The organism is Collimonas sp. OK607, from assembly GCF_900111995.1.
In the GTDB taxonomy this organism is placed as follows: domain Bacteria; phylum Pseudomonadota; class Gammaproteobacteria; order Burkholderiales; family Burkholderiaceae_D; genus Collimonas.
On the sequence record NZ_FOKF01000007.1, the window covers coordinates 89,422 to 112,805 of the forward strand.

Consider the following 23,384-nt stretch of genomic DNA (forward strand, 5'->3'; position numbering starts at 1 on the left):
CGAGCCTCATCGGCAGCTCCAGATCATGCTGAAAAAAAATAGCGCTTCTTCCACATCAACCCTTTCGACCCGACCAAAGTCTGACCGCACAAGGACTATCCGCTGATGCGGTGCATTTTTTGATTCACGCTTTTTCTGCGTTTTTTTCACTCTTGCAGCGCATAAGACGAACGTTCGTGCGCATATCGATTGCAGACAAAGCTTCCAGGAACGCGCAAACTGACAGCAAAATCCACATCCGCCTGCTTGCATAGTCTGGGATGGTCTAAGCGACGCCTTCCCTCTGTTTTGCATAGTCGCCCGACAGAACAGGAGAATGCAATATGACAGCGAAAATCAACATAGTCCTGGTACACGGCGCATGGGGCGACGGCTCTCATTGGGGCCACGTGATTCCACCGCTTCACGCAAGAGGATATCGCGTGAGAGCAGTTCAGAATCCGCTCACCTCGTTGGCCGACGATATCGACCGCACCACCAAATTGGCCGTAGCGCAGAACGGGCCGACTTTGCTGGTCGGCCATTCCTATGGCGGCATGGTCATCACCGGCGCAGGTCATGCGCCGAATGTGGTTGGCCTGGTGTATGTGGCAGCCTTTGCTCCCGATGAAGGCGAAACCCCGGGAGGTATTTTCGGCATGAGGGAAGCGCCGCCCGGCGCCGCTGGCATCGCGCCGGACGACAACGGTTTCCTGTGGATCGACCCAGATAAATTCCACGACAATTTTTGCCAGGACCTCGGTGAAACAGAAGCCTTGGTGATGGCATTGACGCAGAAACCGATCGCCGCCCGTTGCTTTGGCGACGCCTCCGGACCGCCGGCCTGGAAGGTCAAACCATCCTGGTATCAGGTCTCCAGCAACGACCGTATGATACCGCCCGCAACGGAACGCTGGTTTGCCGAACGCATGAAACCCAGAATGAGCATCGAGTTGGCGGCAAGCCACGCTTCCATGGCTTCGCACCCTGACGAAATAGTCGCCTTGATTGAAGAGGCGGCGCGCGCTTTGGCGTGACCCGTCATCGAAACGCCACAACGGCCGGTTGCATATCGGCTGACTGTGGCGTAGTCACATTGTCGTTGCAGCGCGTGAATTCTTAACTTGAGCCGACACACCTCTTCGGCTTCCACAACGACCAGCCTAGATTCATGCCGGCCGCTGCGATCAGAATGGCGGCAGCCCCGATCAATTGGGTTATTTGCAGCCGATGGCCGAAGGCCAGGTAATCAACCATGATCGCCACGATGGGATAAATGAACGACAGCGATCCGATCAAATGCGTCGGCAACTTCTGGATCGCACCGTAGAGCAGGATATACATCAGTCCGGTATGGATCACACCGACCGTAATCAGGATGCCCCATGTGCCGATTTCGTTGGGCAGCGTCGACAGGTGCGCAAAAGGCGCCAGCATCACCACGCCGACACAAACCTGGATCAGAGCAATCAGATGCGGCGGCGTACCGACAAGCTTTTTAGTAATGATGGCGGCGACCGCATAGAAAAAAGCCGCGCCTAGCGCCATCAGGATCCCTGCCAGATAATCGCTGCCGCTATTGGCCGCTCCAGGCTGCGCCAGTACGATCAACAACATGCCGGCAAAGGCGATGGCGAGCCATGTCAATTTATTGATCGTCAGGCGCTCGGAAAAAAATACCGCTCCGAGGCCGACCAGCATGAATGGCTGGGTGTTGTAGACCGCAGTAGCAATCGAAATGGATGCCCGCGAATATGAGGTAAATAGCAGCAGCCAATTGATCACTATCGCTACGCCGCCAAGCGCCGCCAGAGCCAGCAAGCGCCAGTTGATTGCGCCGCGCAGCAGGCCCAGTCCGGCACAAACCAGCAACAGGGTTGCCGCGCCGAAGACGCAGCGCCAGAACACCACATCCAGGATAGGCTGGCCTGAGACCACGACGAACCAGCCTATAGTTCCCGAAATGATCATAGCGGCGGTCATTTCAACTGTGCCGCTTACCTTCTTGTTCATATAAAGCTCCTAAAAACCGTCACGGCCTGATAATCTCACTTTGCAATCCCGATTTCCATGCTTAATATAAGGAAATATTAATAATATTCCTTACTATATAAGGCAATATCAGCAATAGCCGGAGAAATATAAAATGCTAAACAATGTCGACCAGCGCATCGTCGAAGTCCTGCTCAAGGACGCACGTATCTCGCTGAAAGAGTTGGGCCTGCAGGTCGGCCTTTCTTCGCCGAGTGTTTCGGAACGCTTGCATCGCCTTGAAGAACGCGGAGTGATTCGCGGCTTCACGGTAGACATCGACCCGCAGGCGCTCGGCTATCAGTTACAGGCCATTGTCCGCATCCGGCCTTTGCCAGGCAAACTGTTGATTGTCCAGAAACTGATCGAGGAAACGCCGGAGTTCTGCGAGTGCGACAAGGTAACCGGAGAGGATTGTTATATCGCGCGCCTGTACGTGCGTTCGATCGCAGAACTGGACCGGATTATCGATCGGATTGCCGACAAGGCTGAGACCAACACCGCGATCGTCAAGGCGCAGCCGATCAAGCGGCGGCCACCGCCGTTGAGGAGTGAATAATTCGGGATCAAGCCTGAAGTTAGTCAGCGCCAAAAGCAAAACGACCCGGTCGCAAAATGCGAACGAGTCGTTGAATAAAGCCTGGCGTATCTGCAGAAATGCATTCTAAACATGCGCCCGACGACAGCATGTTTACCGATAAAGGAGAAGACTCCCGAAACCCAGTCCTATCTGGAAAGTGGCCCCGGCGAAAGGTGAATCAACTCTTGTATCGGTTCGTTGAAGAAGAACGATAAAGAAAACCCGAGAAAGCCCGAGAAATCCTGCAACCCTGAAACTCTCGATAAAACCATGCACACAGAGACGCTGCGAGGCACATCAGGAGAAAAACAAGGAAGGATTTTTTACTGAAACGGCAAGGAAGATAACGTCATCTTCCTTGCCTGGAATATGGAGCGGGAGAAGAGTCTCGAACTCTCGACCTCAACCTTGGCAAGGTTGCGCTCTACCAACTGAGCTACTCCCGCGTATGGAGTCTGGAGGCGGGGGTCGGGATCGAACCGGCGTAAACGGCTTTGCAGGCCGCTGCATAACCACTTTGCTACCCCGCCAGGGGTATACCTACTGCAAAATCAAAGCACTATCAGCTGAATCAACATCACTCAACCAACACGATCAGCTACAGATTTTACATAAAAAAAGGAAGCTTTTTCCAGCTTCCTTTTTTGAATCTGGAGCGGGAGAAGAGTCTCGAACTCTCGACCTCAACCTTGGCAAGGTTGCGCTCTACCAACTGAGCTACTCCCGCATTTGTTTCTTTTTCCGTATCAACTACAGAGACGACATTATAGTTGATCTACAGAGCTTGTCAATAATTTCGAAAAATTTTCATCATATTTTTTCAAAACACCGACTTTCACTTCACTGCTTGTTGTTTTCTTTTGCTGCGGTACTTTCCTTGATCAGTGGCCAGGCTTTACGCAAATAGTAAAACATGGACCAAACCGTCAACACCGCTGCTATCAACAATAACACTTGCCCCCAGAAACGGGTATCAATGCCAAGCAGGTCGCCATAATACAACAACATCGGGATCGCGACCATCTGTGCAGTGGTTTTTATTTTTCCGATCGAACTGACCGCCACCGATTTCGATGCACCGATTTGCGCCATCCATTCGCGCAAGGCGCTGATGGCGATCTCGCGGCCGATGATCACAAACGCGATGATAGGATCGACCCGCTGCAGATGCACCAGCACCAGCAAGGCGCCGGCGACCATCAGTTTGTCTGCGACCGGGTCGAGGAAAGCGCCGAAAGCCGAAGTCTGGTTCCAGCGCCTCGCCAGGAAACCGTCGAACCAGTCGGTCACTGCAGCGACGATAAAAATGATGGTCGAAGCCAGGCCCAACTGGAATATTGAAAAACCATGAAAACCAAGATCGGGAAGGTAGAAAACACCGACCACCAGCGGGATCAAGGCAACCCGCAGCCAAGTCAGTAAAATCGGAAAATTAAATGGCATAAATAGTTTTATAGTTAAGGAGCCAACTGTTCATGTTCTAATTATCTAGGAGTATGCAGCAGTTGGGAAATAAAACCTGCAAAAGCAACAAGCGATGACCCAACATGCAACATTCATGTCAATGAAGCTGCTTGTAGATTTCTTCGGCCAACACGCGGGAAATGCCCTCGACCGAGGCAATATCTTCAATGCTGGCATCCGCCACGCCGCGCAAGCCGCCAAAGCGCGCCAACAGTTTCTGGCGGCGCTTGGCGCCGATCCCTTCGATCTCTTCCAGCCGCGAACTCTGGCGCGCCTTGGCGCGCTTGGCACGCATGCCGGTGATGGCAAAACGATGTGCCTCGTCGCGAATCTGCGCAATCAGCATCAGGGCTGCAGACTCCTTGCCTAACTCGCGTGCGGCGCGGCCATCGGCGAAGATCAGGGTTTCCAATCCTACCTTGCGTCCTTCGCCTTTGGCGACACCGACAATCAGGCTGATATCCAGCCCCAGTTCAGCCAGCACCTGGCGCGCCATTTCAACCTGACCCTTGCCGCCGTCGACCAGCACGATATCGGGCATGACGCCGTCGCCGTTAGCCACTTTTTCGTAACGTCGCATCAGCACCTGGCGCATCGCGGCATAGTCATCTCCAGGCGTGATGTCCTTGATGTTATAGCGCCGGTATTCGCCGTTTTGCATGGTGTGATGATGGAACACCACGCAAGATGCCTGGGTCGCCTCGCCTGAGGTATGGCTGATGTCGAAACACTCGGCGCGCAAGCTATCGATATCTTCGACTTCAAGACCGAGCACTTCGACCAGCGCCCGCGTCCGGGACTGTTGCGAGCCCTGCTCCGACAACAATCTGGCGAGAGAAATTTCAGCACCCTTTTGCGCCATTTCCAGCCATTGGCGGCGTTGCCCTTGCGGCTGGAACAACAGGTTGATGCGATGGCCGCATTGCTCCATGAGCGCCACCATCAGCGCCGGTTCGTCGAACTCGATATTCAGGATCAAGGTGCCGGGAATGAAAGTATCGATGTAGTGCTGCGCAAGGAAAGCCTTGAGCACGGCAAGCTCTATGGTTTCGCCCTGCGCTTCTTCCGGGCTCGACAACGCACCGTCGACATGACTAGGGAAATACGCGCGATCGCCCAAATGGCGGCCGCCGCGCACCATCGCCAGATTGACGCAGGCACGTCCACCCTGGACGATGACGGCAACGATGTCGATATCGCTGTCGCCTACGGTTTCCATGCTTTGCTGATGCAGCACGCGCGACAACGCGGTGATCTGATTGCGCACCGTCGCCGCCTGTTCGAATTTCAATTCGGCGGCGTAGGCGTGCATCTTTTGTTCCAGCGCCGTCAACACTTCGGTTTGCCGTCCGCGCAAAAATTTTGCGGCGTTATCGACGTCGGTCAGGTAATCCTCGTGGCTGATCAGATTCACGCAGGGCGCGCTGCAGCGCTGGATCTGGTGCAGCAGACAAGGCCTGGTGCGATTCGCAAAGACGCTGTCTTCACAAGTGCGTAGCAAGAACACCTTCTGCAAGATCTGCATCGATTCCTTGACTGCCCAGGCACTCGGAAACGGTCCGAAATACTGGTTTTTCTTATCGACGGCGCCACGATAGTAGGCCATGCGCGGAGTTTCCTGGCCGCTGATCTTCAGGTAGGGATAGGATTTATCGTCACGGAAAAGAATGTTGTAACGCGGCTGCAATGACTTGATCAGATTGCTTTCCAGGATCAAGGCTTCAGCTTCGCTGCGCGTCACCGTCGTCTCTAGCCGGGCGATGCGCTCGACCATCATGGCGGTGCGCGGACTGGCAAGGTTTTTTTGGAAGTAGCTCGATACCCGCTTCTTCAGATCGCGCGCCTTGCCGACATACAGGATATTGTCGGCCGCATCGAAATAACGATACACACCGGGCAGATTAGGCAATTTGGCGACGGTTTCCAGCACCACCGCACGTGGATCCGGGGTGTCGGGAATTTCTGGAATTTCCGGCTTTTCAGCTTCAGTCATGATGCAAGGCTCTCAATCATCCATCATCACTGTGATCATAACAATGATTGCACCAGCGACCTCGCAGCCAGGTAATCCGCATCGGCTTGCAGGGTGTCCCAATCCAAGGCCGCCGTTTGCGGCACCAGGCCTGTCAGGCGCGCACGGGATGCGGTCGACTCGTCGCCGGCCATGCTTAGCCCGGCCAGCAGCTGGTCAGCCTTGTCCGGCGAATTGCAGATCAGGACTACATCGCAACCAGCCGCCAAAGCCGCCTTGGCGCCATCCAGCACGCCGCCGGCAGAACCGGCTGCTTCCATGCTCAGATCGTCGCTGAAGATCACGCCGTTGAAACCGATATCCTTGCGCAGGATGGTCAACCACTTCTTGGAGAAGCCGGCCGAGTGCTTATCTACCTCCGAATAAATCACATGCGCCGGCATCACGGCTGCCAGGCTCATGCCGAGCCAGTCGTAGGGCTTGACGTCTTCTTCCATGATCTGCGCCAGGCTGCGGTCGTCGACCGGCAGCGACAAGTGCGAGTCGCCCTGCACGTAGCCATGGCCGGGGAAATGCTTGCCGCAGTTAGCCATGCCGGCCAGCGCCAGGCCATGATTCAAACTCTTCGCCAATAAGGTGACCACGCGCGGATCGCGATGGAAGGCGCGTTCGCCGATCACGCTGGACTCGCCGAAATCGAGGTCGAGCACCGGGGTAAACGACAGGTCGACGCCACAGGCGCGCAACTCGCTGGCCAGCACAAAACCAACCGCAGTCGCTGCCTTGGTCGCGCCTAGTACGTCGCGATCCCATTGCTGTCCGAGCAGACGCATCGCCGGCAAACGGGTAAAGCCGTCGGTCCTGAAACGTTGCACCCTGCCGCCTTCGTGGTCGACCGCAATCAATATGCCGGGGCGCGCCGCATGAATCGCTGCCGTCAAAGCAGTTAGCTGGGCACGGTCCTGGTAATTGCGCGTGAACAGAATCACGCCGCCGGTGAGCGGATGCTGGATGCGACGAATATCGTCGGCGCTCAGGCTGGTGCCAACCACGTCCAGCATGACCGGGCCGAGTGCCGGTTGATTTACAGTGCGATCATTGACTACAACACTACCTGCGCTACTCCTTGCGCTACTACCTGAGCTACTACTCATCTCTTCTCCACAATAACGAAGGCGACCGCGTATTCCACCTCGTCGGTAATCGACACCTGGGCGGTCAAGCCATTCTTTTGCATGTATTCTTCCAGCGCCGGATTAACGACGACGATCGGCTTGCCGCTGGGCGCGTTCAAGGTTTGCATGGCGCGCCAGGTCATCGGCATCCTCATGCCTAGCCCGAGGGCTTTGGAAAACGCCTCTTTGGCAGCAAAACGCGTCGCCAGGAAACGGATCCCGCGTGCCTCCACCTTGGCTTTGCGAGACAGGTATTTTTCCATTTCTTGCGGACCAAGGATTTTTCCCGCAAAGCGGTCACCGTTTCGCTGCAACGCGGCCGCTATCCGCGGAATCTGGATAATGTCTGTGCCGATGCCGTAGATCATCGCAAGCCTCTCTATTTACCCAGACGCGCTTTCACCATCAAGGCCTTCATTTCGCTGACGGCAGCTTTCCAGCCGACGAACACGGCATGCGCCACGATGGCGTGGCCGATATTCAGCTCGGCGATGTCGGGAATCGCGGCAATTGCCTGGGTATTGGTGTAATGCAGGCCATGTCCGGCGTTGACCTTGAGGCCGCGCTTGACGCCTTCCTGCACGGCTATTTGCACGCGTTCCAGCTCGCTGCGTTGCCCGGCCTCGTCATGCGCTTCGGCATAACGCCCGGTGTGCAGTTCGATTACGGGTGCGCCAACTTCGGCAGCGGCTTGAATCTGATCGGCTTCGGGATCGATGAACAAGCTGACGCGGATACCTTCCGCCTGCAATTGACGCACCGCCGCCTGCACCTGGGTGAAATACTTGACGACATCCAGGCCGCCTTCAGTGGTCAGCTCATGCCGGCGCTCCGGCACCAGGCAAGAATCCTGCGGCTTGATCTTGCAGGAAAAATCGATCATTTCCTGCGTCACCGCCGCTTCCAGATTCATCCGGGTACGCAATTGCGGCCGGATGATTTCTACGTCGGCATCCTTGATGTGGCGCCGATCTTCGCGCAAGTGCAGCGTAATGACGTCGGCGCCCGCTTCTTCCGCCTGCAATGCCGCTTGCAGCGGATCAGGGTAAGTAGTGCCGCGCGCATTGCGCAAGGTGGCGACGTGATCGATGTTGATGCCAAGGTCGATGATCGAGGATGTGGGGTTGAGATAGCTCATCGTATGTTCAGGTAATGGAATTGGTTTTGTCGGATATCAAGATTGCACTAAATCTGCAGCGACGGCAACGCTGATGTGGTTGGGTCAGTGAGAAATATTCGTCAATAATCGATACCCTCACAGTTGCATCAGGTCAATCAGAATCTGCCGCGTATTCAAGGGCGCGCCACCCAGATGATGGGCCAGCAAAAAGCGCATCAGCACCTTGCTCTGGGCCTGGGTGACAACGTCGCTGTAATCTTCCCGCTCCATATCCAGCAAGGTCTTGCCGCTGACACGCGGCCAGGAATCGGCCGCCCGCGCAAGGCGCGGACCGCGTTCGGGATCGACTACATAGCTTTCTGCAGGATCGACCGGCTGGCGGCTGCTGGTGCAACGAGTGAAATCGCCGGCCACCCCGGTCTGCTTGAGCAATGCTCTTTCGAATTGGCGCAGGACGATCGGCGCGGGTTCCTGATGCGCCAGCTGGTTCAGGGTGGTGACGTAGTGGTCGAACAATATCGCATGTGGATCGTCGCGCGCCACCAGTTTGACCAGCAGTTCATTCAGGTAGAAACCGCATAGCAATGCCGATTTTTCCAGAGGCAGCATGCCGCCTACCCATTCGGCAGCGATCAAGGTGCGAACTTCGGATTTGCCACTCCAGCTCAGCGACAAAGGCTGGAAGGTTTGCAACACGCCGCGCAATTTTGACAAAGGACGTTTGGCGCCCTTGGCAACTAGGGCAATGCGGCCGTAATCGCGGCTGAAGACATCGATGATCAGGCTGGTTTCGCGGTGCGGGTAGCTGTGCAGTACGAAGCCGGGTTGGCCAGTGACGCGGGTATCGAGCGGTTTGGCCCGACGTTTCGGCGGGCTGGCTGATGTGGCTGCGGTGGTAGAAGTTGAGGCAGGAGCAGGAGTAAAAACAGGAGCAGCATCGCTGATAATCGCGATCGACTGCTCTTCAGCCACGGTCGGCGGCAGGGCTGCTTCTCCGGTGCTATCGTCAGCGATGATCGCGTTCATGCTCTCTGGCTTATTCGTAGCCGTAGGCGCGCAATCCGGCTTCGTTATCGGCCCAGCCGGATTTAACCTTGACCCAGATCTCCAGGTACACCGGGCCGCCGAACAGGCGCTCCATATCCAGCCGCGCTTGCGTTGAAATGTCCTTGAGGCGGGCGCCCTTCTGCCCGATCACCATCGATTTGTGGGTGTCGCGCTCAACCAGGATCGCCGCGAACACACGCCGCAGATTACCCTCAAGCTCGAATTTTTCGATCAGGACGGTGCTGGTATAAGGCAATTCATCGCCGACAAAACGGAATACTTTCTCACGCACGATCTCGGCCGCGAGAAATTTTTCGCTGCGATCGGTAATATCGTCTTCACTGAACATCGGCGGATTTGCCGGCAGATACTTGCGGATTTCACCTTGCAGATTATCCAGCTGGAAGCGCAGTTTGGCCGACACCGGCACCACTGCGGCGAAATCGCGCATGGCGGCGATTTTTTGCGCGAATGGCAGCAACACGGCCTTGTCCTTGACGCGATCCGACTTGTTGATGACCAGGATACATGGCACGTTAGCCGGCAGCAAAGCCATCACTTGCTGGTCGGCCGGACCAAAAGTACCGGCTTCGATGATGTACAAAATGACGTCGGCCGCGGTCAGCGTCGTAGTCACGGTGCGATTCAATGTTTTATTCAGCGCATTCGAGTGGCGCGTCTGGAAGCCTGGCGTATCGACATACACAAACTGCGTGTCGGCCACGGTTTGAATCCCGGTAATCCGATGACGGGTGGTCTGCGCCTTGCGCGACGTAATGCTGACCTTGGCGCCGATCAGCTCGTTCATCAGGGTCGACTTGCCTACGTTAGGGCGACCGACAATAGCTATGTAGCCACAACGGAAATCAGTTGCGGCATTAGTCGATGCCTGGGGTGTAGAGTCTGTCATGCGGTTTTCGATTTACTCGTAGTATGGGGTGTTGCGTTAGAAGGAGTTGCTACCGTGGCCACGCTACCTGCGGCGACGGTTTCTGTAGCGGCATTGGCCGCATTGCTTGTTTTGGATGGCGCGGCTGTTTCGGCACTGCCTACGCTACCTACACTACCGACACTACCGTTAACGGCTGGCGCCTGTGCCTTGGCCGGCGCCTTCGCCGCAGTTACGGCCGTGGTTACTTCCGCCGGACCTTTGTCCTTGACCGGCGCAGCAGGTTTGCTTATGACTTCCTGTGGCGCTTCCGGTGCATCCGGCTGAATCGTCGCAATACCGCTCAGTTTCAATTGTGCTGTACGCGGCTTGGCTTTACGTGGCGCCGCAGGTGCTTTCACAAATGCTTTTTGCACCGCTTCCAGCGCCAGCTTGGCGGCTGCCTGCTCGCCGGCGCGGCGGCTGCCGCCATTGCCGAATACTTGTATATCCAGTTTAGGCACCAGGCATTCAATTTCAAATTCCTGATTGTGCGCAGCACCGTGAGTAGCCACAACATTGTATTGTGGCAACGCGATTTTCTTCCCTTGCAGATATTCCTGCAGCAGGGTTTTTGCATCTTTGCCCAGGGTCTTGGGATCGACGGTATCCAGGATCGGGATATACAAAGCGCGGATCACATCACGCGCCGCATCGAAACCGGCGTCCAGGAATATCGCGCCGAACAGGGCTTCAAGCGTATCGGCCAAAATCGAAGGCCGGCGGAAACCACCGGATTTCAATTCGCCCTCACCCAAACGTAAGAATTGCGACAACTCCAGCCGTTGGGCGATTTCATACAACGATTGCTGCTTGACCAGATTGGCGCGCACCCGCGACAAATCGCCTTCGTCTATCTTGGTATAACGGTCGAACAACAATGAGGCGACAACGCAATTCAGAATCGAATCGCCAAGGAACTCCAACCGCTCGTTATGCAAGGTGCTATGGCTGCGATGCGTCAAGGCCTGCTGCAATAACGTAGCATCCTTAAAAGTGTGGCCTAGCCGATTCTGCAATAACATGAGGTCCATTTTCTTCTTCGACTCTTCGACGTTTACGGTTGTCGTCCGCTTTGATTTTTCAACGCATGCTTCAACGCTGCGTTCAACGCTTCATTCAATACTGATCAAGACTTTGCCGTGCTGCCCGCATAATCGATCAACAGGCTGACAGGGCCGACCAGCGGGATTTTTTTCTGATACGAAAAACTGATCTGGACATTGTCGCCATCCTTCGTGATCTCCAGGTCTTTGCCTGAAATCGTATCGATATAACCAACCTCGGCTTGCTTGTTAAACGCGTTCTGGATTTCCTGTACCGTGGTGCCGGCCGTCCTGGCGCTGGCTATCGCTTTTTTGATAGAAAAATATTCGATCGTAGTCGGCGTCACCTTGGCCACCAGCACCCCGATACAGCCGAGAACCGCCAAAACAACGATCAAGCCGAACAAAGTAATGCCTTGCTGCTTCCGTGTAGATCCGGAAATTCTTGTCATCCCTGACTCCGCAATGGTTTATTTAAAAAAAGTGCCGATACGCTTGAAATTACCCAGGTTCATCCAAACCAAAAATGCTTTTCCGACAATATTCTGATCCGGTACAAATCCCCAATAGCGACTGTCTTCGCTGTTATCCCGATTATCCCCCATCATGAAATAATTGCCAGCAGGAACGGTACAGGTAAATCCTTCCGGATTATAGGAACAGGCGTCTTTGTCAGGAAAATCCATCACACCTTCCAGCGAAATCGGCGGCCGGCCATTACGCACTGCGATCGTATGTTGCACGTTTGACAGGTTTTCCGTGAATTGCTGGGAGTAATCCAGGCTGTCTTCATTCAGGTAATCCGGTAACGGCGTATAAGTAAGAGCTTTACCGTTAATTGTTAAACGTTTGTTTTGGTATGTTATTTTATCACCCGGCACCCCAACCACGCGCTTGATGTAATCCAGCGACATATCCTTGGGGTATTTGAACACCATCACGTCGCCGCGCTGCGGCTGATTCATCTCGATCACTTTTTTATTCAGGATCGGCAGACGAATACCGTAAGTAAATTTGTTAACCAGGATCAGGTCGCCCACCAGCAGCGTCGGCACCATCGAACTGGATGGAATCTTGAACGGCTCATACAAAAACGAACGCAAGAAGAACACCATTGCAATGACCGGGAAAAAGCTGCCTGAATACTCAACCCAGGTCGGTTGACGCAACAGACCTGCTTCCAGCGCCGCGCGGCCGCTGGCCTCGAGCTTGATGCCGTCGGCATTCAGCTTGGCATTGCGGGCATCGAACTCGGCCAGGGCGGTATCGGCCTTGGCGCGCCGTTGTTTGCTCAGGTAGAAGCGATCAAAAAACCAGATGATGCCGGTGACAATGGTCAAGACAAACAGAATTAATGCGAAATTTCCTAAAATTGATTGCAATGTCATTTTTCATCCACTTGTAAGATTGCCAGGAATGCTTCTTGCGGGATCTCGACTGAACCCACCTGTTTCATCCGTTTTTTACCGGCCTTCTGCTTTTCCAGCAATTTGCGCTTACGGCTGATATCGCCGCCGTAGCACTTTGCCAGCACGTTCTTGCGCAACGCCTTGACGTTTTCACGCGAAATGATATTGGCGCCGATCGCCGCCTGAATCGCGACGTCGAACATCTGGCGTGGAATCAGCTCGCGCATCTTGGCGGCGACTGCGCGGCCGCGGTACTGACTGTTGGCGCGATGCACGATGATTGCCAGCGCGTCGACTTTTTCACTGTTGATCAGCATGTCGACCTTGACCACGTCGGCCGAGCGGTATTCCTTGAACTCGTAGTCCATCGAGGCATAACCGCGCGAGGTCGATTTCAGGCGATCGAAGAAATCGAGCACCACCTCGGCCATCGGGATTTCATAGGTCAGCTTGACTTGCTTGCCGTGATAACTCATGTCGATCTGCATGCCGCGCTTCTGGGTGCACAGTGTGATCACCGAGCCCACATACTCTTGCGGCATGTACAAATTGACCGTGACGATCGGCTCGCGCACTTCTTCGATATTGGACGGATCGGGCATCTTCGATGGATTGTCCACCAGCATGATGGTGCCATCGCGCTTCACCACTTCGTAGATCACGGTAGGCGCGGTGGTGATCAGGTCCATGTCGAACTCGCGCTCGAGCCGTTCCTGGACGATTTCCATGTGCAGCAAACCGAGGAAACCGCAGCGGAAGCCGAAGCCCAGCGCTTGCGATACCTCAGGTTCGTATTGCAGCGCAGCGTCGTTCAGTTTGAGCTTTTCCAGCGAGTCGCGCAGCGCATCGTACTGGTTCGCTTCGACCGGGAACAAGCCGGCAAACACCTGCGGCTGCACTTCTTTAAAGCCAGGCAACGCTTCGGCGGCAGGTTTCGACGCCAGCGTTACCGTATCGCCGACCTTGGCTGCTTTCAATTCTTTGATGCCGGCGATGATGAAGCCCACCTGGCCGGCGGACAGCGATTCGCGCGACTGCGATTTAGGCGTGAACACGCCGACGCTTTCGGTCAGATGCTGAGAGCCGGTGGCCATCAGCAAAATCTTGTCCTTAGGACGCAAAGTACCGTTCTTGATACGCACCAGCATCACGACGCCGACATAGTTATCGAACCATGAATCGACAATCAGCGCTTGCAAAGGAGCGTCCGGATCGCCCTTCGGCGGCGGCACTTTGACAATCAGCGACTCCAGCACTTCGCGCACGCCTAGCCCGGTCTTGGCTGAACAATGCACCGCATCGTGGGCATCGATCCCGATCACGTCTTCGATTTCAGCAATCGCGTTATCCGGATCGGCGGAAGGCAAGTCGATCTTGTTCAATACCGGCACGACTTCCACGCCGAGATCCAGCGCGGTATAGCAGTTGGCCACGGTCTGGGCTTCCACCCCTTGCGAAGCATCGACCACCAGCAGCGCACCTTCGCAGGCGGACAGCGAGCGGCTGACTTCGTAGCTGAAGTCGACGTGGCCAGGCGTATCGATCAGGTTCAGATTGTAAATCTGGCCATCCAGCGCCTTGTAGGACAGCGCCGCGGTCTGGGCCTTGATCGTAATGCCGCGCTCGCGCTCAATATCCATTGAGTCGAGTACCTGCGCCCCCATCTCACGATCGGACAAGCCGCCGCAAGATTGGATGATACGGTCCGCCAGGGTAGATTTACCGTGGTCGATGTGGGCGATGATGGAGAAATTACGGATGTTGTTCATTGACAGACGCGATTACAAAAAAGGCGCTCTGAGCCGGGCTCAGTGTAGTGTTTCGTATTTGGCGGCACGAATAAAAGTGAAGGATTTTTGTTCCAGACTAGGCGCGCGCCGGAGCGATAGTGAACTATCGCAAGGATGCGCAACGACGTATGGGGCAAAAAGACGAACTTTTATGTGCCGACAGGTGCGAAACACTGCACTAGTGTCCCAGGCAAGCGCCTTTTATGACAGGTTATTCAGTGCCGCCATTTTACCGGATTTCAGAGGGTAAAACCGACAAATCAAAGGGCTGAAGATATTGCCTTCCGGTATAACAAGGAAAGCGATTCATCTACATACTCCTACAAGTATCTTAAAAGCATCTTAAAGCATGGGCCATAAGAGCCTCTTTTAATCTTTCCTGGCGGGAGTATATGAGTTTTTATTGCAACTTGGAAAGTATAAATGCCATTTTTGCCTTTATATGCCGATACCTGGACTAGGGCAACTCAGCCGCCTTCACTTAAAAATTTCTTTACCGATTCAACATCAAGAAAATAATGACAAAGTTGCATCAGCGCCCCGCCATCCCTGCTTGCTGAAAGCACCGGCACCAGCTCGTCGTACTTAGCCACCAGATCGGGGTGATCATCGACATCGATCACTTCTACGTCAAACCAGCCCGCATTGTTCTCATCAGGCGCTTGCAAAGCCAACAACGCCTGCAACATGTCTTCGCAAAGATGGCAGTAAGATCGGCTATACAGCGTGAAGTGAATTTCTGACATGAATGCTCCGCAACCTCTGAAGACAAAGCCTGGCAAGCCAAGACCGGCAAAAACAAAAAGCTGCAGGCCGTTAGGGCCTGCAGCTCCGGATAACAATCAACAGCCCGATCAGTTACCTGGGCGCAGCGGTACGAATTGCGACGACTCGCCGCGACGCACCAGCAGCACAGCCATTTTCTTCGGCTCCAGCTTGGCAACCAGGGCGTTGAACTGCTTGGCGTCCTTGATATCGGTATTGTTCAAGCGTTGCACCAGGTCACCGGCACGCAAACCGACCCGACCCGCACTACCTTCGGCAGACTCGACCAGCACGCCACCTTCGACGCCCAACTCTTTCTTTTTGGCGTCGGTCAAATCACTGACGATCAGACCAAGCGCATTGGCAACCTGCGGCTCCTTCTTCGGCTTCGGAGTGTCATCCGAGGCGATTTTGTCGGCCGCCAGTTCCGTAATCACGATCGGGAAGTCGCGGCTGCTGCCCTTACGCCAGACGCTGATCGTACCGCGCGCTCCCGGCTTGGTATTGCCGACTAGGCGCGGCAAGTCGTTAGCTTTCTCAATTGCCACACCGTTGAATTTCAAGATGATGTCGCCAGCCTGCAAGCCAGCCTTGGCGGCCGGACCATCAGCCTCGACCCTGGCGACCAGCGCGCCTTCGGCCTTGGGCAAGCCCAGCGACTCGGCCACATCCTTGGTCACTTCGCCGATCTGCACGCCAATCCGGCCGCGAGTAACTTTACCCGTTGTTTTCAGCTGGTCCGACACGCGCATGGCTTCATCAATCGGCACCGCAAACGAAATTCCCATGAAACCGCCGGAGCGGCTATAGATTTGCGAATTTATACCGACCACTTCGCCGCGCATATTGATCAACGGGCCGCCGGAATTACCGGGATTGACGGCGACGTCGGTCTGGATCAAAGGCAGGTAGTCGCCGGTATCGCGCGCTTTCGCCGAAATGATGCCGGCGGTCACAGTGTTTTCCAGGCCGAACGGCGAGCCGATCGCCAATACCCACTCGCCGGCCCTGATCTTGTCGGAATCGCCGATCGTCAAGCGTGGCAAGTTGGCGCCGTCGATTTTCAACAAGGCGACGTCGCTGCGGGTATCCGCGCCGATCACCTTGGCTTTGAATTCGCGCTTGTCGGTCAGCGTTACATACACTTCGCTGGCGCCGTCGATCACGTGCGCATTGGTCATGACGTAACCATCGGCCGAAATCACGAAACCGGAACCCACGCCGCGTGGCACTTCTTCCTGCGGCTTGGGCTCAGCCTTACGGCCGCGTGGCGCCGGAGCCTGCGGGCGCGGCGTATTGGGAACCGGGACACCAAAAAAACGACGGAAGAAATCTTGCATTTCGGCGTCGCTAGGATCGTCCGAATCACCCTGGCCGGAGCCGGCTTTGACTTTTTCCGTGGTGCGGATATTGACTACTGCAGGACCGGTTTTTTCGACGATATCGGTAAAGTCCGGCAATCCGGATACCGGTGCAGCGATCGCCTGGGGGCCGACGCCAGCCATGACAGGAACAAAAAGAGCTGCGGTGACGCCAACGACACCCGCGACACTGACAACCATTGCAGACAAAACGTAACGAACCGGACCAGCCGTTTTCATCATAGTCATATAAATTTTATTTGTTTTTGAGTTCAATCGAATTCGCTACCTGCCGCATCGCCGCCGGCGGTACATCGCCAACAATCGTCAACCAGTATTCCCCCTGGCGCTTACCCACGATATTCAATGCTCCCTGCTGCAAGGATCCTTCGGTACGGCTTTGACTGCCCGGTTCGATAAATATGGAAATCGCCACCAGCCCGTCTGAAAAAATCAGCTGCGAAACCTCGCGCCGCGTTACCGGCGTACCGGGAGCGCTCTTAGCAGCCGGCGCATCTGCCACCATACGCTTGAGTTCGCGTACTTTCTTGAAACCCGGAGGCATGCCGGTAACTGTCCACTCATTCAGGTTGGACGGATTGATTGCACTGTTTTCCGTATGCCAGAAATTAGTGTTGCCAAAGCTCGGCTTCAATAGATTGTGGTCGATATTGCCGATCGCAATTTGGGTAAATGAAATCTGCTCGATGATTTCATTCTTGCCATTCAGCGTTTGCGCCCGCAACAACAAGCCGGATTTTTTTTCTGCCCAGAGCTTGTAACCATAACGCATGTTGTCTCTGGGTTCCAGCAGCACGGCCTGGCAATCAAAACCGGCAACCCGCCCGGTCTCACCCATTTTCACATTGTAATAGTCGGTCAGGTCCGCTGGCAGTGCCGCCAAAATGGCAGGGAAGCCGTCTTGTGTGACGCGCCTCTCGACTATCTTGGTCTTGACCTCCGGCATATAGCAGGTGACATCCTCGTTACGCCGGATATATTCGCGCGGCTGGCCATCGAGGATTTCCAATTTTTCTATTTCATTCCGGCCATCCAGCATATGCGTAATACGCGACGTGCGTATCTGGTTTGCCTGCTGATAGATGAAAGTACCGGAATAATTCAGTCTTTGCGCCGCCGACTGGATTTTTTTCAGCAGCGTCTGCGCCTCCTGCTTGTCGGCTGCATTTGCAGCCGCATTTGCGCCATCGGTGCCTTCCGCTTGCGCGGAAAGCACCATGACCAGCGACAGAACAACTCCTAGCAAGACCCGCGTCTGCCGCATGTTAGTTATTAGCATCAGGTGCGTATGTGGCCGGCCGTGCGTATTGCGCAGCGCTATAGAGGGAGGGAGAGAAACGTTGATGCGCCACCAGATATTCATCCATCCGTGGATCCCGTAACACTTCTCCGTTACGCGTGACGGCGTGATCGTCGCCGACTGCAGATGCCGAAGCCAGGGCCAGTTGCGACGTTGCCGCCCCATTGGACGCCGGGCCGCCGACCACCGCCGTTTGCGGCGTGATAATGAAAGCCGCAGCCGCTACAGCCGCAGCAGCCATGCCAGGCAAGGCAAAGCGCTTGATGGAACGCCCGACGCCGCCCGTGATGCCAAAGCGCATAGACTGGCCGCCACCGACAGCAAGACGCTCGGCAGGCTGCAAAGTGGCGGCCAGGGGCGCAGCAATAATTGCAGGCTCAGCGTCTAACCGCGCCGACATGCGGCTGAAAAAATCCGGACTCATGGTCAACGCCATATCATCCGAACGCATGATGTCGCCTATCTGGTGATAGACGTCCCATGTGTCGCGACCTTCAGTTTGACGCAAAGCAGCCATTGCCATATCCACATAGGCATTAGACAACTCACCGTCAGCCAAGGCAGAAATCTGCTCTTGGGTTATATCTTTGGTATTCATATGTCACCTTAAAACCAGGCCAACCCCTTCGTTCCCGAAAAACCACTATCTTTTTTTTAACGTTTTTTCACCAACGTTTGTCGATGGCCGTATCCAGCAATGGCCTCAACTTATCTGCGATAGCTTCCCGTGCCCTGAATATCCGACTGCGCACCGTTCCTATCGGACATCCCATTGCCTCAGCAATCTCGTCATAACTCAAACCCTCTATCTCACGTAAGGTAATCGCCGTACGCAACTCTGCCGGCAAAGCCTCCATCGCAGTATTCACGGTTTGCGCTATCTGCTTGGTGGCCAGCAAAGATTCCGGGGTGTTTATATCCCTTAGTTGCTCGCCATCGTCAAAAGTTTCTGCTTCTTCAGAATTTGCTTCTGTCGAGGTGGGCGCCCTGCGTCCCTGAGTCACCAAATAATTCTTAGCAGTATTTATGCCAATCCGATACAACCAGGTATAAAAGGCCGAGTCGCCCCTAAACTGAGGCAGTGCCCGGTACGCCTTGATAAAGGCTTCCTGCACAACATCCTCAGCTTCTGCCTGATCGCGTACCAGTCGCGACACAAGACGCATCAGCTTGCGTTGGTATTTAATAACCAAGAGCTCGAACGCCTTCTTATCGCCACGCTGTACGCGCTCGACAAGCAGTTGATCAATTTCGCGTTCTGTCGTCAATCCCCATTCCCTTGTTTTGTTGCGACCTGCATTAGGATGCCGGAGTAGATAGTAAGCAATGACAAAAGTTCAAGAAAATGCTTATTCATTATCCAACCCAACGAGCCCTGTTTTATCCGTACGCGACGCAATCCAGCGGCATGCCACGGATAATCTTCTGAAAGCATCATTAGAAACACTATCAGGCAGTATAGCGATTGTTCGGACCGAGCCGCTATCCAATCGAAGGCGCAGCAGCAGTAAATGTGACCAGAGAGTGGTGCCTTCAAGCAACTTCACTGGTATTGGTATTTGTTTCGCGGCGGGTGCGGCCTTGGCCGTTGCCACATCGACAAGTCTGATATGGCCGTTTCCGGAAATATTGATTTGAACTGCTTGCCTGCTACGAGTGTAGCGCGTTATGCCGTAAATAGCCGCCGACAAACACAGCGCGGCCAGAGCAAGGCGCTCGGATAACGGTAAATCGCCTACAGCACCAACGGCAATCAGGATGCCTGCCGAGCCGGCCAGCAGACACTGCAAGCCCACCAGCGCAAACATCACCTTGGATGGCCGGATTACGGCAGACAGGGCGATCGACATCATGAGAGGTTAAAGCGAAATTCGAACCGGTCTCGACAGAGACCGGTTCGAAGCCTGTTGCAAAATTTTAAATTTTGCCAAAAACCAGGGTGCCATTCGTGCCGCCAAAGCCGAATGAATTTTTGACTGCGATGTCTATTTTCATGTCCCGTGCCGTGTTGGCGCAGTAATCGAGATCACACTCAGGATCTTGATTGAAAATATTGGTCGTCGGCGGCGAGATTTGATTATGCAGAGCCAGCACTGTAAATACCGACTCCAGTCCACCGGCGCCACCCAACAGATGCCCGGTCATCGACTTGGTCGAATTCACCACCAGCTTATAAGCATGATCGCCGAAAGCCGCCTTGATCGCTTCCGTTTCATTCTTGTCGCCCAATGGTGTCGAAGTACCATGTGCATTCAGATATTGCACCTGGTCGGCGTTGACGCCGGCATCGCGCAAGGCATTGCCAACGCAACGACGCGGGCCATCCAGGCTAGGAGCAGTCATGTGATAAGCATCGCCACTCATGCCGAAGCCGAGCAGTTCCGCATAAATCTTGGCGCCGCGCGCCTTGGCATGTTCGTATTCTTCGAGCACCAGCACGCCGGCGCCCTCACCTAATACGAAACCGTCGCGGTCCTTGTCCCATGGACGCGAAGCCGTGGCGGGATCGTCATTACGCGACGACAATGCACGCGCTGACGCAAAACCGCCGACGCCCAACGGCGACACGCTTGACTCCGCACCGCCGGCAATCATCACATCGGCGTCGCCGTACTGAATCATGCGTCCGGCAGCACCGATACAATGCAAGCCCGTAGTACAGGCAGTCACGATCGCCAGATTCGGTCCTTTTAGACCGTATTTGATCGACAGATTGCCTGAAATCATGTTGATGATCGAAGCCGGGATGAAGAACGGGCTGATCCGGCGCGGACCGCGAGCGGTCAGTTCGGCATGCGTTTCTTCGATCAAAGGCAAACCACCAATGCCGGAGCCGATGATGACGCCTATCCGCTCAGCATTAGTTTCAGTTACTTCCAGGCCACTGTCTTGCATCGCCTGCATCCCTGCCGCCATGCCATAGTGGATAAAAGTATCCATATGCCGTGCTTCTTTGGCAGGAATGTAATCTTCGATATTGAAGCCCTTCACTTCTCCCGCAAAACGCGTGGAAAAAGCGGTGGCGTCAAACTTGGTGATGGCTGCGATCCCTGATTTGCCTGAGATAATCGCACTCCACGCATCGGCAATCGTATTGCCGACCGGTGAAATGCAACCCAGGCCAGTTATCACAACGCGGCGTTCACGTGTGCGGCTCAAGCGGTTCTCCTGGATACATTCAAAGCTTGCTTAGGCAGCCTTAACGTGGGCCTTAGCGTAATCAATAGCTTGTTGCACTGTAGTAATTTTTTCAGCTTGTTCGTCAGGGATTTCCATTTCGAACTCATCTTCCAGTGCCATCACCAGTTCAACTGTGTCGAGTGAGTCAGCACCCAGATCGTTAACAAATGACGATTCGATCTTGATGTCAGCTTCTGCGACGCCCAGTTGCTCAGCGACGATTTTTTTAACGCGTTGTTCGATATCGGACATGTGATGCCTCCATTAGGTTACAGAAAGTGCGCGCATTTTAGCAGGTTTGCGCATTGAAAATTTACTTTCGACATTAGTCTTTAACATTTACCAAAACTATGTCAAAAGCTTCTAAATTGGTACTAAATGGTACTACTTACATTTAACTCTGATTTAAGCCCGAAACTGCAAGCCCGTTTCAGCTCATGTACATGCCGCCATTCACGTGCAAAGTGGTGCCCGTGATATAGCTGGCTTGTGGCGATGCCAGGAAAACCACAGCCGCCGCCACATCATCTGCAGCACCCAGCCGCCCCAGCGGAATCTGTTGCAGCAATGCAGCGTGCTGCTGCTCACCCAGATCCTTGGTCATATCGGTATCGATAAAACCCGGTGCAACGCAATTGACCGTAATGTTGCGGCTGCCGATCTCGCGCGCCAGCGCCCGGCTCATGCCGGATACGCCGGCCTTGGCCGCAGCATAGTTCATTTGCCCCGGATTACCAGCCGAACCGACTACCGAGGTGATATTGATGATACGGCCGTGCTTGGCTTTCATCATGCCACGCAGGACCGCGCGCGACAAACGCGCTACAGCGGTCAGGTTGGTGGCGATGACGGCGTCCCATTCCTCGTCCTTCATGCGCATTGCCAGTTGATCCTGGGTAATGCCGGCATTATTGACAAGAATCGACAGGCCGCCGAATTCCTTCTGCGTCAACTCGACGGCCGCCGCACAACCGGCAGCGTCATTCACATTCAACACAATACCGCGGCCCTGGCCCGGCTGACTGGCTTCCATATACTCTGTGATCGCCGCTGCGCCCGCTTCGGAGGTTGCGGTGCCAATTACCTTGGCGCCGCGCCGGAGCAATTGCAATGCGATAGCCCGGCCGATTCCGCGCGAGGCGCCGGTGACCAAAGCCACCTGCCCGGCTAAATTCTGCGAGTCTGAATTTTCTGTATTTTGTATAGTCACTTCAAAGTCTCCAACATTTTATCCAGCGATGCCTGATCGACAATCATATCGCTGATCAAGGTATCGTTAATGCGCTTGGTTAAACCAGCAAGAACCTTGCCCGGACCGCATTCAACCACATGCGTCACACCTTCGGCTGCAATTTTTTGCACTGTTTCCACCCAACGCACCGGGCTGGCCGCTTGCCGCACCAGCGCATTCTTGATGGCTTCCGGGTCGCTGACGATGGCCACATCGACATTATTGATCAACGCGATCTGCGGGGCTGCGAAACTCAGGTCTTGCATGTATTCACGCAAACGATCGGATGCAGGCTTTAACAACGAGGAATGAAATGGGGCCGATACCGGCAATGGCAAGGCACGTTTTGCACCTTTTTCTTTCGCTGCCACACAAGCGCGCTCAATCGCTGCTTTATGACCTGCGATCACCACCTGTGCCGGCGCGTTGAAATTCACCGCTTCGACGACTTCGCCTTGCGCAGCTGCCAGGCAGACTGCGCGCACGTCTTCATCCGACAAACCGAGGATGACGGCCATGCCGCCCTGCCCGACCGGCACAGCTTGCTGCATGGCTTGCGCACGGAAACGCACTAACGGCACGGCATCCTTGAACGCAATCACGCCGGCGGCTACCAGAGCCGAATACTCACCCAGGCTGTGACCAGCCACCAGCGACGGCGCTTTACCACCAGCCGCCAGCCACGCGCGGTAACAAGCAACTGCAGCGGTCAACATGACCGGCTGGGTATTGGTGGTCAGATCCAGTTCTTCTTTCGGCCCCTCGGCAATCAGTTTGCCGAGATCGAACTGCAGCGCTTCGGAAGCTTCTGCAACCGTGTCTTTTACCACCGGGTTATCGGCAAAACCGTTCAACATGCCAATAGCCTGCGAACCCTGGCCCGGGAAAACAAATGCGAATTTATTCATGCCTTACCTAATTGGGTATTAAATTTGTTAAATACACGCTGGCATATAGCCGCGGTCTGGCAGCAACCTGCCGGATA

Annotated in this window: 24 protein-coding genes and 3 tRNA genes; 2 read left to right on the forward strand and 25 right to left on the reverse strand. The window is 54.9% G+C overall.

Going from position 1 to position 23,384, the window contains the following annotated elements; all coding sequences use genetic code 11:
* The first annotated feature begins 323 nt into the window (after nt 1-323).
* Nucleotides 324-1,016, forward strand: coding sequence for an alpha/beta hydrolase (locus BM029_RS07220; protein ID WP_092434106.1), 693 nt, complete (start codon nt 324-326; stop codon nt 1,014-1,016).
* Nucleotides 1,017-1,098: 82 nt separating this feature from the next.
* Here BM029_RS07220 and BM029_RS07225 read toward each other — a convergent pair whose 3' ends face one another.
* Nucleotides 1,099-1,992: a DMT family transporter gene (locus tag BM029_RS07225; RefSeq protein WP_092434109.1), complete on the reverse strand. Its 894-nt coding sequence runs from the start codon at nt 1,990-1,992 to the stop codon at nt 1,099-1,101.
* A gap of 133 nt (nt 1,993-2,125) precedes the next feature.
* Between BM029_RS07225 and BM029_RS07230 the strand changes: the two genes are divergently transcribed.
* Nucleotides 2,126-2,569 carry an Lrp/AsnC family transcriptional regulator gene (locus tag BM029_RS07230; RefSeq protein ID WP_092434112.1) on the forward strand — a complete coding sequence of 148 codons (444 nt, stop codon included), beginning with the start codon at nt 2,126-2,128 and terminating at the stop codon, nt 2,567-2,569.
* A 391-nt stretch (nt 2,570-2,960) separates the two neighbouring features.
* Here BM029_RS07230 and BM029_RS07235 read toward each other — a convergent pair.
* The 24 genes from BM029_RS07235 to fabD all read right to left on the reverse strand — a co-directional run bounded on the left by BM029_RS07235 (nt 2,961) and on the right by fabD (nt 23,307).
* Nucleotides 2,961-3,036 (reverse strand) — tRNA-Gly (locus BM029_RS07235).
* A 10-nt stretch (nt 3,037-3,046) separates the two neighbouring features.
* Nucleotides 3,047-3,120 (reverse strand) — tRNA-Cys (locus BM029_RS07240).
* Nucleotides 3,121-3,241: 121 nt separating this feature from the next.
* Nucleotides 3,242-3,317: transfer RNA gene (locus BM029_RS07245), tRNA-Gly, on the reverse strand.
* Nucleotides 3,318-3,430: 113 nt separating this feature from the next.
* Nucleotides 3,431-4,033 carry a CDP-diacylglycerol--glycerol-3-phosphate 3-phosphatidyltransferase gene (pgsA, locus tag BM029_RS07250; protein WP_092416341.1) on the reverse strand — a complete coding sequence of 201 codons (603 nt, stop codon included), beginning with the start codon at nt 4,031-4,033 and terminating at the stop codon, nt 3,431-3,433.
* A gap of 118 nt (nt 4,034-4,151) precedes the next feature.
* Nucleotides 4,152-6,047: an excinuclease ABC subunit UvrC gene (gene uvrC / locus BM029_RS07255; RefSeq protein WP_371329092.1), complete on the reverse strand. Its 1,896-nt coding sequence runs from the start codon at nt 6,045-6,047 to the stop codon at nt 4,152-4,154.
* Nucleotides 6,048-6,082: 35 nt separating this feature from the next.
* Nucleotides 6,083-7,087, reverse strand: a complete 1,005-nt coding sequence (gene nagZ / locus BM029_RS07260) for a beta-N-acetylhexosaminidase (RefSeq protein ID WP_092434117.1) — start codon at nt 7,085-7,087, stop codon at nt 6,083-6,085.
* Nucleotides 7,088-7,176: 89 nt separating this feature from the next.
* Nucleotides 7,177-7,569: a holo-ACP synthase gene (gene acpS / locus BM029_RS07265; RefSeq protein WP_092434125.1), complete on the reverse strand. Its 393-nt coding sequence runs from the start codon at nt 7,567-7,569 to the stop codon at nt 7,177-7,179.
* An 11-nt stretch (nt 7,570-7,580) separates the two neighbouring features.
* Nucleotides 7,581-8,339, reverse strand: coding sequence for a pyridoxine 5'-phosphate synthase (pdxJ, locus tag BM029_RS07270; RefSeq protein ID WP_092434128.1), 759 nt, complete (start codon nt 8,337-8,339; stop codon nt 7,581-7,583).
* A 117-nt stretch (nt 8,340-8,456) separates the two neighbouring features.
* Nucleotides 8,457-9,347 carry a DNA repair protein RecO gene (gene recO, locus BM029_RS07275; RefSeq protein WP_092434130.1) on the reverse strand — a complete coding sequence of 297 codons (891 nt, stop codon included), beginning with the start codon at nt 9,345-9,347 and terminating at the stop codon, nt 8,457-8,459.
* A 10-nt stretch (nt 9,348-9,357) separates the two neighbouring features.
* Complete coding sequence (era, locus tag BM029_RS07280; RefSeq protein ID WP_092434133.1) at nt 9,358-10,278, reverse strand: GTPase Era; 921 nt, start codon at nt 10,276-10,278, stop codon at nt 9,358-9,360.
* A complete protein-coding gene (rnc, locus tag BM029_RS07285) occupies nt 10,275-11,330 on the reverse strand; it encodes a ribonuclease III (protein WP_092434135.1) in 1,056 nt (351 codons plus the stop codon). Before rnc ends, era begins: the two co-directional genes overlap by 4 nt.
* A 95-nt stretch (nt 11,331-11,425) precedes the next feature.
* Nucleotides 11,426-11,794 carry a DUF4845 domain-containing protein gene (locus BM029_RS07290; RefSeq protein ID WP_092416333.1) on the reverse strand — a complete coding sequence of 123 codons (369 nt, stop codon included), beginning with the start codon at nt 11,792-11,794 and terminating at the stop codon, nt 11,426-11,428.
* A gap of 18 nt (nt 11,795-11,812) precedes the next feature.
* Entirely contained in the window at nt 11,813-12,730 is a 918-nt protein-coding gene (gene lepB / locus BM029_RS07295; RefSeq protein WP_092434138.1) for a signal peptidase I, read from the reverse strand.
* Nucleotides 12,727-14,520, reverse strand: coding sequence for a translation elongation factor 4 (gene lepA, locus BM029_RS07300; protein ID WP_092416331.1), 1,794 nt, complete (start codon nt 14,518-14,520; stop codon nt 12,727-12,729). Before lepA ends, lepB begins: the two co-directional genes overlap by 4 nt.
* A gap of 488 nt (nt 14,521-15,008) precedes the next feature.
* On the reverse strand, nt 15,009-15,287 hold the full coding sequence (locus BM029_RS07305; protein WP_092434142.1) for a glutaredoxin family protein: 279 nt from the start codon (nt 15,285-15,287) through the stop codon (nt 15,009-15,011).
* Nucleotides 15,288-15,395: 108 nt separating this feature from the next.
* Entirely contained in the window at nt 15,396-16,907 is a 1,512-nt protein-coding gene (locus BM029_RS07310; protein ID WP_092434272.1) for a DegQ family serine endoprotease, read from the reverse strand.
* A 16-nt stretch (nt 16,908-16,923) separates the two neighbouring features.
* Nucleotides 16,924-17,967 (reverse strand): MucB/RseB C-terminal domain-containing protein, encoded by a 1,044-nt coding sequence (locus tag BM029_RS07315; RefSeq protein ID WP_244544948.1) that lies wholly within the window; start codon nt 17,965-17,967, stop codon nt 16,924-16,926.
* The gene (locus BM029_RS07320; protein WP_092434148.1) at nt 17,954-18,586 is read right to left on the reverse strand and encodes a sigma-E factor negative regulatory protein; all 633 of its coding nucleotides are present in this window, start codon (nt 18,584-18,586) and stop codon (nt 17,954-17,956) included. Before BM029_RS07320 ends, BM029_RS07315 begins: the two co-directional genes overlap by 14 nt.
* Before the next feature lie 67 nt (nt 18,587-18,653).
* A complete protein-coding gene (gene rpoE, locus BM029_RS07325) occupies nt 18,654-19,256 on the reverse strand; it encodes an RNA polymerase sigma factor RpoE (RefSeq protein ID WP_014006857.1) in 603 nt (200 codons plus the stop codon).
* Between the two features lie 81 nt (nt 19,257-19,337).
* Nucleotides 19,338-19,841 carry a protein YgfX gene (locus tag BM029_RS07330; RefSeq protein ID WP_092434151.1) on the reverse strand — a complete coding sequence of 168 codons (504 nt, stop codon included), beginning with the start codon at nt 19,839-19,841 and terminating at the stop codon, nt 19,338-19,340.
* A gap of 64 nt (nt 19,842-19,905) precedes the next feature.
* On the reverse strand, nt 19,906-21,147 hold the full coding sequence (gene fabF / locus BM029_RS07335; protein ID WP_092434157.1) for a beta-ketoacyl-ACP synthase II: 1,242 nt from the start codon (nt 21,145-21,147) through the stop codon (nt 19,906-19,908).
* Between the two features lie 30 nt (nt 21,148-21,177).
* On the reverse strand, nt 21,178-21,420 hold the full coding sequence (acpP, locus tag BM029_RS07340; RefSeq protein ID WP_038487422.1) for an acyl carrier protein: 243 nt from the start codon (nt 21,418-21,420) through the stop codon (nt 21,178-21,180).
* 178 nt (nt 21,421-21,598) lie between these two features.
* Nucleotides 21,599-22,372, reverse strand: a complete 774-nt coding sequence (fabG, locus tag BM029_RS07345; protein ID WP_092434275.1) for a 3-oxoacyl-ACP reductase FabG — start codon at nt 22,370-22,372, stop codon at nt 21,599-21,601.
* Nucleotides 22,373-22,374: 2 nt separating this feature from the next.
* The gene (gene fabD, locus BM029_RS07350; RefSeq protein ID WP_092434159.1) at nt 22,375-23,307 is read right to left on the reverse strand and encodes an ACP S-malonyltransferase; all 933 of its coding nucleotides are present in this window, start codon (nt 23,305-23,307) and stop codon (nt 22,375-22,377) included.
* Nucleotides 23,308-23,384: the final 77 nt, after the last annotated feature.